Consider the following 10,583-nt stretch of genomic DNA (forward strand, 5'->3'; position numbering starts at 1 on the left):
CATGGCTTGTGATCATGGAAGGGGTGAAAACCTGGTGTTTTTACTTGTTGGAGGTCTTATCGGAGCCGGTGTAGCGTTGTTGTATGCCCCGAAAGCTGGACGTGAGACACGTGAAGATATCAAAAGGCTGGCTGCTCGCGGGGCAGAACGTTTTAACGAGAGCAGGGAGTTGATTGAAGCGAAGATGTCTAACCTCATGCATCAGATCAGCACCAAGACAGAAGAGCTTATCCACGGCGGTACACAGCTTGCTGAAGACAAGAAGCGTGAGATAATGGCAGCCATTCAGGCAGCCAAAAAGGCATATGACGAGGAACGGCGGAAGCTTGAAGAGGAGAGAAGATCTGCTTAAAGACTTTTTTAAATTAGGGACAGCGATTATTTGTTATAAATAGTCGCTGTCACCGGCCTCGATGTTACAGTAACTGGACCCATAGGCGAAAGGCAGCTCGCCAGTAACTCAATAGGATGAACGGCGTTCAGTCCGGTCCCCTGTTGAATCTGCAGATTGCACTTCGGACAGTCACTGACGACAATGTCTGGAAAGGATTCAAGGATTCCCTCTGTCATAGGGGATCCAATCTTCATTGAAAGATCAAAAGTGTCCTCAGTATAGCCCATGCACCCAGCCGCACCGCAGCACCCCGAGTCAATAACCTTTATCTTCATCCCAGGTATACGCCGCAGAAGTTCCAGTGCCGGCATTCCCATGTTTTGTGCCTTCAGATGACAGGATATATGATAAGCAACCTGTTGTTTCAAAGGAATCACAGGTATCTGTATCTTACCCAGTTCATATAGCCGGAGGAGATATTCCGTAACTTCAAAGACGTGTCCCTTCAGAAAGTCCGCGGCAGGACCAATCAACGCAGGGTAGTCCTGCTTTATCGTCAGTCCGCAGGGGCTGGAGGTGACTAATATATCGTAACCGGATGAGACATATTGTTCCCATATTGACAGGTTATAAATCATGTTATTCCTTGCTTCTTCCGGGAAACCCTCCGATAACTGGGGTAGACCACAGCAACGATGAGCCGGAATAACTACCTCTATTCCGCACGATTTCAGTATTTTCAAAGCGGCGATACCCTCCTGAGGCCTGTGATAATTGGTATAGCAACCGTAGAAATAGATTACCTTAAGAGGCGATCTTACATCAGTTTCTTTCTTTTCCTTAGGTAGAATCCCGTTTATCTGCTGTATTAAGACTCGCATACGAAAAGTCATAAAGTTGAATGTTGGAAGAAGGCGGTCCCTGTGAATCCCTGTATACCTTTGAAGTACGTTTCTAAAATTCCGGTTTCGGATAATTGGATTCAGCACCGGGGCAAACCATTTCAGGGCAGATTCCACCTCATCAACATTTCTAAAGATTTTTTTGATCAAGGGTGGATTACCATTTCTCATTACCCCGGCCTTGGCCCTGATCACTATCTGAGGGAGATCATATTTGAAAGGACATGAGGTCCTGCAGAGTTTACAATCGTAACAGAAACCCAAAAGTCCTTCAAATGCCGATTCCAGAAGTCCTTCCTTGCCAGACTGTTCCTCTTCCTCCAGGATACTGAAGACCCGCGGAAAAAAAGGACAGTAAGACTCGCACTGTCCGCAGCTATAGCAGCTTTCTACCTGGGCCCTGAACTCCTTAGCATAGACTTGCATCTTTCCCATAAGGATATAGTAATTCAGACGGAAGGTCAGGTCAATTTTAATTACATATCCTACCCGCCTTTGGGAGGTCTCTCAAACAGGACTCCTTTTGAACGACGTCAGGCAGGCGGCCCTTAATCTGCGGCTTGGCGGGGTCGGGTATTATCCTGACGCCAATTTCGTTCACCTCGACTCAGGTAGATTCAGATTCTGGTAAGCTGACATGATCAGGATCTTGCAGCGAAGAATGAAACCCATCGGGTAATCCTGCAAATGCAGCATTATCCCTTTTCCGGATATACCGGAATGTTCTTTTCAGCTGCCTTTAATTCAATATTGCCACTTCGGATATGAATATCACGCTGGGGAAATGGGATCTCGATTTTATAATCCCTGAACTTGTCGTGAATTAAATAATTCAACTCGCTTTTTAACACATTCGGTTTTGTAATGTAATCACGAGTCCATACCCGCAGTGAGAACGAAAGGGCACTGTCTCCAAACTCATGGAAGATAACATCCGGTTTAGGTTTCTTTAATACACCCGGGCAACTGTCAGCTACCTCCAGCAGGACCTTCTTAACAAGTTCAGGATCAGAATTGTATGAAACACCCACAGGAACATTAAATCTGACATCCCTGTCAATGTAACTCCAATTAATAACTTTCGACGATATGAATTCAGAATTTGGGACTATTATTGCTATGTTGTCGTTGGTCATCAATGTTGTAGCCCTTGCGGATATCTTAACAACATCCCCAACTATACTCCCGACCTCAATCCGGTCACCAACTTTTATAGGACGTTCCAGCAGGATTACAAGACCGCTGACAAAGTTATTTGTAATAGACTGAAGCCCGAATCCAACACCAATACCAAGGGCGCCAGTAATAATAGTCACAGTACTGAGGTCTATGCCAAAGGACTGAAATATAATGATAATCCCTAACAGGATTATGATGTAGCTGATGATAGTTCCGATAGCTTCCCGTACTCCAAGGTCAATAGTGCTCTTTATAAGGAGTCCCTCAACAATCCATTTCTTTAATTTGGTTGTGAGATAAAAGATAAGAAAGATAAGGACAGCAATATACAGGACAGTACGGTTGGTAACAGGAGTTTTACCAAGCGTAAAGATTGTGAAGTCCAGCAAATAATTTAATTCTTCAAGGATTTTCTGCAATGTATCCACTCGAGAAATAAAATCTATTATGCGACTCAAGCGCCGTCTGGCAAGTAAATGTGTTTTCCGGTAATTCTATCGGCAGCTCCATGTCATTCCAGCCGCATGCTTTCTTGAGGAATTTGTAGAGTGATTCATCTGTAGAAAATTTAAAATCAAACCAACCCGAATCCTGTTCCCAAAGCTGTTCCGGGGACAATTTACAAGTTCTGCTCCCATAGGAAATGGCAGCCATCTTCTTCTGGCCCCAAACCACTGCCTCCTCAGGTGTTGACCCACGCTGGTCCACGCGTATCATAACGCCGCCCCCATTGTATGATACTTTGGCAAACCGCCGTTTATGCCGATTCGGGTTTGTGTCCATTGGAGCGTCCTCATTAAGCACCCCGCCTGTGATTTCTTTAGTCTCATTATCGAAACAGACCCGTTCACCTGTAGGAAGCTCGAGCTCCAGGACACGCAACTCGGTATCTTTCCCAATAAGCCTCAGTGCAGGCAGTACCTTGCGGGGGAAGAAGTATATGGACGAAATCATGAGTAAGTGACTGGCCCTTCCAGTTACACTGGATTTTTCAACTACCGCCATTTTGATGTTCTGCAGTTCTCTACCTTCAAATTTAAAGCGATAGCTTCGTTCTAAACCCTGACCCTCTGGAACAATTTTTGGAGATCCCACATTGAAAAGAGTAAATGAAATGGCTTCACCGGATACCGGATCCTTGCAGATGCGGATTCCTTGTTTCGATGAACAGAGATACCCACTCCGTTTTCTTCCGGAAACTTTCATTCCAGATCGGGGGACTACCTCAGAACTAGACGAGTTGTCCACAGGAATCAGAAACTCGCTTAAATCATCTGTACCTCCCTTTGCTTCGGGTGAGTCGAAGATACAGACAAGCATAAGAACCAGGGCAGACCATAACCAGTTGCGCTTAATGACAACACCGGCAATATTCAAAGCAAACCACTCCTTCGTTAATCAGATGGACTGAAATGGGCGCGTCTGTTTAACTGATAGCAATCCTCCGTTTGCTCATAGCAAAAGGGCCGTTCCTCTCCATATGCAATAGTCCTGATTCGATCAGGAGCAATACCTCCTGCAACAAGATACCTTTTAGTAGACCGGCTCCTGCGATCACTGAGGGTTAAGTTGTACTCATTGGTCCCACGTTCGTCGGTATGACCCTCAATGATAATCTGAATGGAAGGATTTGCTTTAAGCAATTGAATGTTTCTATCAAGCATTGAATAAGAATCAGGTTTGATAATATCTTTATCAAAGTCAAAAAATATATCCTCAAGATCAATGACAAGTCTATTGGAATCAGAAATCTTTTCATTCGTTGACATTTGTTCCTCAGGAATGGGAGGTTCCTTAATATATACAAGTTCCTCGGCTCCTTCGTTTGTTCTGTTGTGCGACTCTTTCTCCGGGTTACTGATTACATCGTCTGAAGTAGTTATCTTTTTTGTACATCCCGAGCCTGTTATCAGTATAAGACTGCAGATCATTACAGCGAACAAATTTACTCCATATTTATTTCCCATGATTTGCTTTCTCCCTTGCATTTGTATAATATTCAGTATGATATTATAACAGATTATTCATTTCAAGGTGTTTTAAGATCACTGGATCTGCTCCCTGCGTAACAACATTAAATAAATGTTAATATAATGAGGAGACCATATGAAGATATTTAGCAAGTATAATTTAGGCAGGCTTGAATTAAAAAACAGAATTGTGATGTCTCCAATGACAAGGTCAAGGGCAATTGACAATATCCCTAATGATATTATGGTGAAATACTATAAACAGAGGGCCGGTGCAGGATTAATAATTACAGAAGGGACAGCGCCATCAGAAAACGGCGTGGGTTATCCCCGTATCCCGGGTATTTATAATGATAAACAAATACTTGGCTGGAAGAAGATTACGGAAGCTGTTCATAGTAACGAAGGTAAAATATTCTTACAGTTGATGCATACAGGTCGTGTATCACACCCGGAGAATATGAAGCAGGGGACAATAATTATTGCACCATCAGCTATTGCAATGAGTGGTGAAATGTATACCGATACTAAAGGACTTCAGCCTTACCCGGTTCCACAGGAAATGACATTACAAGATATTGAAACAGCTCAAAACGCATATATACAGGCAGCTGATAATGCCATCGAAGCAGGTTTTGATGGGGTAGAGCTGCATGGCGCCAATGGATACCTGATTGATCAGTTTATCAACCCTGCATCAAATCATCGAAACGATAGCTATGGGAATTCAAGTCAAAACCGCTGCAGATTTGCAATCGAAGTGGCTCAAAAAGTAGCAGACGCTATTGGCGCTGAAAAAACCGGTATCAGACTTTCTCCATATGGAGTGTTCAATGATATGATTGTTTTTGATGATATCGAACAGACCTATGAATATCTGGCTGGCAGCCTTGGGAAAATAAGATTAGCTTATATTCATATAGTTAACCATTCTTCTATGGGAGCCCCGGAAGTTCCTGAATCTGTAATATCAAAAATCCGTAAGTCTTTTGGCGGTACCATTATTGCCAGTGGAGGCCTGGATAAAGAAAAAGCAGAGAAAATATTGGAAGAGGGAAAAGCTGATCTGGCAGCATTTGGCAGGGCATTCCTGGCTAATCCGGACCTCGTAAATAAAATGAAGAATGATCTGCCTTTAAATAAACCTGATTATGATACATTTTATACACCTGGCGAAAAGGGTTATATTGATTATCCTTAATGGATATGCGACACTGATTGTTGTCAATTTATTCGAGATTAACAGGGACTGTTATGTTAAGTTTTAAAAGGAGAGGATAGTATGAGCAAAGGTAAGGATAGCAAGAAACAAAGCAAGAAGCCGGCGACCAAGACTATGAAGGAAAAGAAGGCTGCAAAAAAGTTAAAGAAGGAAGGTCAGAGTTCCTATAAGGCATGAGACGCATTCCGTACTGAAGCCGGGCCTTTGAATACTTTCCTAGTCAAAGGCAAGTACTTTCTTTATAAAATCCAACCGGATACTGCCGGATACTAATTGACAGGCTGTAATGAACCGGAAAAGTCGAAGGCATCAATCGGGAAATGGCCTGAAGAGCCGGTAACGATGGGCGCGGTTACTAAATAATCAGAAGCAGCACGATCTCTATGATAATGAGTACAATAATTCCAATCTCCAGCAGATGTCCTCTGCGCGTTGAGATTTCGTCATAAAGCATTTTGTAGGTATTGGTGACGACCTGGAGTTTTTCCTTGATGCTGTCTTCCCATTCCCTGCTTCTGAAGAGCACCATTGCGGTCCTGTATATCCTCGCGTAATATACATCTTCCGTGACCTTCAGCGCATTGTCCACCTTCTCGGTGATCTGAGAAAAATCGGTGACTGTTTCGGCGATATTCCTTACGAACCTTTCATAAACCCTTATTTTAAATAGCGGCATTCTTTTGCCTTTGGGAAGCTCTTTATATATCCGCATAAGCTCCTTGTCAAGGACGTGACTATAATATCTCAGCTCAAGCATCTGCGCATTGGCGAATTCAAGTATATCGAGAATGTCCGGACTGCCTGAAGGTTCAATGACAAAGGCGTTATCGAGATGAACGATAAGGAGGTCATCGGGATAATAACTGAAACAATGCTTCATCGTTTCATCGCGCGCGTGCCGGCTCAGTTCCTGTGTCTCATAAAGCAGAAGGCGAGAGGGATCATACTGTTTCAGGAACTCCGCAGCCTCCATTGGCCGGGCAAGCTCTTCAATGAAGAAGATCATATAGTCTTCCGTAAATTCTTCATTGATATTGGGGCCGATGACAGCATCGCCGAGGGTGCCGATAAGATTATCAATGTATTCTATCGCCTTTATATCAATGGACTCATCGGTATCGAGGGCTTTTGTAACCGGTTCAAGCTCGGCAAACGCTGTCTGCTGCGGGATCTGTATGTCGAATGCGATAGAGATGACGCCGAAGTCATATGCCCTGGCGGTCACGTTCACCTTCGAATCCTGTCCAAAGAGGGGCTTGACGAATCCCTGCAGTTCAACAGACACTGGCGGGTTGGCAAATTCGATCGCCTTTGTTGAGGTGTATTTTGAAAGACGGAGCCTTTTCACCCCTCCCCTTGTCCGTGATTCAACCAGTGAAAGATCTATCTCCGATGCAACGTCAAAGAGCCTGTAGATGATTATCCTGCCTTTTTTGATGGAGAGTGGGTCCATAACAATATGATACCGCAAATTCTGAAAATGCAGAAATCTGATTAAAAAAAATTAATGCTATCTCAGTCCCGGGCCTGGAGGGATGTATATCTTCATCTCTTTTAACCCCTTATCAGCATCCTGCCGGATCAATTCCTCATTTCGTGTGGCGATCTTATGCCCTCTGATAGCGGCAGTCGAATAGACAAGACAGTCTGTGGATGTTAATGTAGTCTCTTTTTAGTTATATCAATGGTCACATCCTCTATAGGTCTCTGGCATAACCGGTACATCTCAAATAATCAATGGCAATGTCAGAATCACGGGTACTGTTTGCATAGCGTCTGCGGTCCTCAAGGCAAACGCAGGTACTTCTATCTATGCTTCCTGTCTCAATATGTTGCATATCCCCCTTTCGCATACCACAAGCGAAATTCCCGTTGACAGCAAAATCTCATCCTGCTAATCTAACCTCTGGAAAGCAAATTCCTATTGCGGTAAAAAGCAGAGTTGACACGGAGTAAAGGAGTATTTTGAGCCCGTCCGCAACGCAGCAGATGCCGCTTCAGCGAATTAATCAGATGGTTCTACAAGTTAATGGAGGTGACGCGACTATGAATTCACTTGCACAGGATTACCCGGCCATTCTCTTCGGCGATCACGAACCGCCTTGTCTCTCCCTGTATCAGCCGACACACAGACAACATCCGGACAATATGCAGGATTCCATCCGCTTCCGCAACCTCGTGAAGATGATGGAGGGATCATTGCGGCAGAAATACCCGAAACGGGAAATTAAGCCTCTTCTGCAGCCGTTCGAGGCCCTGGCTGCCGACCGCACTTTCTGGAACCACACCGCGGAGGGACTCGCGATACTGAGCGCGCCTGGGTTATTTCGCGTTTATAAACTGCAGCGCACGGTTGTCGAGCTGGTGGTTGTCGCCGACAGTTTTCATACCAAGCCGCTGATGCGTATCGCACAGTCGGCCGACAGCTACCAGATCCTTGGTCTGAACCGGCAGGCGTTCAAGGTTTTCGAGGGTAATCGTGACGCTCTGGACGAGATGCCGCCGATCGAAGGTGTACCGCAAACGGCTGTCGAACTGCTGGGCAAGGATGCCGACGCTCGTGAAGGCGCTCATCGCACCTACGGTCCCACCGGCGACGCGGCATGGCATGGCACCGATGTCAAACAGGATGCCGCAGACCGTGACACCGAACAGTTTTTCCGCGCGGTGGATCAGGTGGTACTGAAACATTATTCGCAACCCTCGGGGCTGAATCTGATATTGGCGGCGCTGCCTGAGCACCACCATCAGTTTCGCACCATCAGCCGCAACCCGTTATTGATGAAAGAAGCGCTCGACGTTCATCCGGATGCCTTGTCGCTCGATGCGCTGCGTGAACGCGCATGGCAACTTATGCAACCGTACTACCTCGAGCGACTGGCCGGCTTTGTGGAAACATTTGGCACGGCAGCCGCAAACGGGCAGGGAGCGGATGAGCCGGGCGACATTGCCAAGGCCGCCATCGCCGGACGAATCGCAACGCTGTTGATCGAGGCCGACCGCTTGATTCCCGGAACCATCGATATCACAAGCGGCGATATCATCCCCGGCGACCTGAGCCACCCGGAAGTTGACGATGTTCTCGACGATCTCGGCGAGCGCGTGCTCAAGGCAGGTGGCGAAGTTGTGATCGTTCCGGTCGAACGAATGCCAACAGGCACCGGCGTCGCTGCGATCTATCGTTATTGATGAGCTGATGATTAATGTAAGCATAGGTTGAGGTGACTGGCTTATCACCCTCTGGTCAAGTGTCTGTGCTTGATCCTGTGTGCCTGATCTGCTGCAGCTCCGAGGCGTACCTTTCTGTCCGCCTCATATTCAGAGTAGTTTCCCTCGAACCAGACCACCTTGCTGTCACCATCAAATGCAAGCATGTGGGTGGCGATACGGTCGAGGAACCGGATGAGGCCATTGGAACAAGGGACAATCTGCCTGATAATAAAAAGATAAAATGCAGGACATTCGCCAGATGCTCTATAAATTGGATAAAGAGTTCAAGGAATAACTGCAGCCTCGATGTTCTTAGGTACTAAAGCCGCTTTTTTATCAGTCTTTTTACATCTATCGCATTCAATAATTTATCATAAGCCATATTAAATTTCTCAACACCTTCTTCTTCCAGTTTTTGAGTAACATCATCAATGCTGATTCCATTTTCTTTAAGCTGTTGTAACACCTGGTTTGCATGAGATAGATTATTTTCTAAACTGCTGGCTGCTTTGCCATGATCACGAAAAGCATCAATGGTTTTTAATGGAAGAGTATTAATGGTGTCCGGACCAATTAATGGTTCTACATATTTTACATCACTATATGCCGGATCCTTTGTGCCTGTGCTTGCCCATAAAACTTTTTGCTTTTTCGCACCTTGTTTTTCAAGCTTTTGAAATCGCTCGCTCTGAAAAACTTCTTTATAAATCTGGTATGCTACTATAGCGGAAGCAATCGCCACTTCACCTTTAAGTTTATCAAGCTTTTTCTCTTTTAAAACAGGATCAAGAAGTACATCTATTCGGCTCAAGAAAAAGCTGGCTACAGATGTTATACTATCAATGGACTGCCTAGCTTTTAACCGATCTTCTAATCCGGATAAATAAGCTTCAGTAACTTCTCTGTAACGATTCAAACCAAACAACAATGTAACATTGATATTGACACCTTCACTAATACATTTTCGAATGGCTGGCAAGCCTTCTGCGGTGCCCGGTATTTTTATCATCACATTTTCGCGGTTCAATGTTTTCCATAATTTCATTGCTTGTTTAACAGAACCTTCAGTATCATTGGCAAGATGAGGTGAAACTTCCAGACTTACATAACCATCCTGTCCTTTAGATTTTTCATAAACCGGTTTTAGTATATCAGCTGCCCGCTTAATATCATTTATAGCAAACTCGAAAAAAATCTCCTCATTATTTTTTTGTTCTCCGGCAAATTTTTTAATATCCGCATCATAATTCGTACTGCCGATAACTGCTTTTTCAAAAATAGACGGGTTGGATGTGATCCCACTTAGATAATCTTCATCTATAAGTTTTTGAAGTGTCCCATTATTCATAATTTCCCGGTCGAAGAAATCAAGCCAGATACTCTGACCTAAATCGTGTATAATTTTTAAGTTGCTCACATTTATATCCTATGTTCTTTGCTGATTATCATAGATGTTATTTTTATAATTCAAACATCATGATTTATTTATCAAATCTTTTGATACAACTAAAATCCTTCTTTGACAATTGAGTTTTTATCCACGTGTAAATTTGCTAACTGTTTTTCTATTGCATCCATCATTAGCGGCGGTCCGCAGAGATAAAACATTTTATTAAAGTTACCAACATTAGCTTTAAGAAATTCTTCATTGATAAATCCTTTAGAATATTTCTCTGATTTTTCGTGTGATAGAATATTTATAAAATTGTTGCCTAACATTATTTCAAATTCATCTTTAAGGATAATATCAGCTTCAGTATTATTTG

The 10,583-nt window shown here is 44.1% G+C and carries 12 protein-coding genes; 5 read left to right on the forward strand and 7 right to left on the reverse strand.

All coding sequences use genetic code 11. From position 1 onward, the window contains the following. Position 1 precedes the first annotated feature (1 nt). Positions 2 to 352: a YtxH domain-containing protein gene (locus tag IT392_11680; protein MCC6545134.1), complete on the forward strand. Its 351-nt coding sequence runs from the start codon at positions 2 to 4 to the stop codon at positions 350 to 352. Positions 353 to 378: 26 nt separating this feature from the next. Here the strand turns inward: IT392_11680 and IT392_11685 are convergent, their stop codons facing one another. Then, entirely contained in the window at positions 379 to 1,662 is a 1,284-nt protein-coding gene (locus tag IT392_11685) for an anaerobic glycerol-3-phosphate dehydrogenase subunit C (GenBank protein MCC6545135.1), read from the reverse strand. 43 nt (positions 1,663 to 1,705) lie between these two features. Here IT392_11685 and IT392_11690 point away from each other — a divergent pair, with 43 nt between their 5' ends. Next, entirely contained in the window at positions 1,706 to 1,867 is a 162-nt protein-coding gene (locus tag IT392_11690; GenBank protein MCC6545136.1) for a DUF882 domain-containing protein, read from the forward strand. Positions 1,868 to 1,931: 64 nt separating this feature from the next. Here IT392_11690 and IT392_11695 read toward each other — a convergent pair whose 3' ends face one another. Genes IT392_11695 through IT392_11705 form a run of 3 tightly spaced genes read right to left on the reverse strand, consistent with a single transcriptional unit; the run spans position 1,932 to position 4,184 of the window. Next, complete coding sequence (locus IT392_11695) at positions 1,932 to 2,843, reverse strand: mechanosensitive ion channel (GenBank protein ID MCC6545137.1); 912 nt, start codon at positions 2,841 to 2,843, stop codon at positions 1,932 to 1,934. After that, entirely contained in the window at positions 2,818 to 3,792 is a 975-nt protein-coding gene (locus IT392_11700) for a hypothetical protein (GenBank protein MCC6545138.1), read from the reverse strand. The genes IT392_11695 and IT392_11700 overlap by 26 nt, the downstream gene beginning before the upstream one ends. A 17-nt stretch (positions 3,793 to 3,809) precedes the next feature. Next, positions 3,810 to 4,184, reverse strand: coding sequence for an OmpA family protein (locus IT392_11705; GenBank protein ID MCC6545139.1), 375 nt, complete (start codon positions 4,182 to 4,184; stop codon positions 3,810 to 3,812). 337 nt (positions 4,185 to 4,521) lie between these two features. Here IT392_11705 and IT392_11710 point away from each other — a divergent pair, with 337 nt between their 5' ends. Beyond that, positions 4,522 to 5,586 (forward strand): alkene reductase, encoded by a 1,065-nt coding sequence (locus IT392_11710; GenBank protein MCC6545140.1) that lies wholly within the window; start codon positions 4,522 to 4,524, stop codon positions 5,584 to 5,586. A 376-nt stretch (positions 5,587 to 5,962) separates the two neighbouring features. Here the strand turns inward: IT392_11710 and IT392_11715 are convergent, their stop codons facing one another. Then, entirely contained in the window at positions 5,963 to 7,060 is a 1,098-nt protein-coding gene (locus IT392_11715) for a hypothetical protein (protein ID MCC6545141.1), read from the reverse strand. 593 nt (positions 7,061 to 7,653) lie between these two features. Here IT392_11715 and IT392_11720 point away from each other — a divergent pair. After that, the gene (locus tag IT392_11720; GenBank protein MCC6545142.1) at positions 7,654 to 8,796 is read left to right on the forward strand and encodes a hypothetical protein; all 1,143 of its coding nucleotides are present in this window, start codon (positions 7,654 to 7,656) and stop codon (positions 8,794 to 8,796) included. Between the two features lie 32 nt (positions 8,797 to 8,828). Further along, positions 8,829 to 9,140: a hypothetical protein gene (locus IT392_11725; protein MCC6545143.1), complete on the forward strand. Its 312-nt coding sequence runs from the start codon at positions 8,829 to 8,831 to the stop codon at positions 9,138 to 9,140. On the opposite strand, the gene tal is transcribed toward IT392_11725, so the two are convergent. Together tal and IT392_11735 are read right to left on the reverse strand one after the other, a co-directional pair. Further along, on the reverse strand, positions 9,137 to 10,240 hold the full coding sequence (gene tal / locus IT392_11730; GenBank protein MCC6545144.1) for a transaldolase: 1,104 nt from the start codon (positions 10,238 to 10,240) through the stop codon (positions 9,137 to 9,139). The genes IT392_11725 and tal overlap by 4 nt on opposite strands. Positions 10,241 to 10,323: 83 nt before the next feature. After that, the coding region (locus tag IT392_11735; protein MCC6545145.1) for a flavodoxin reductase at positions 10,324 to 10,583 on the reverse strand (260 nt) is incomplete at its 5' end.

The sequence above is a fragment of the Nitrospirota bacterium genome (genome assembly GCA_020846775.1).
Lineage (GTDB): Bacteria > Nitrospirota > 9FT-COMBO-42-15 > HDB-SIOI813 > HDB-SIOI813 > RBG-16-43-11.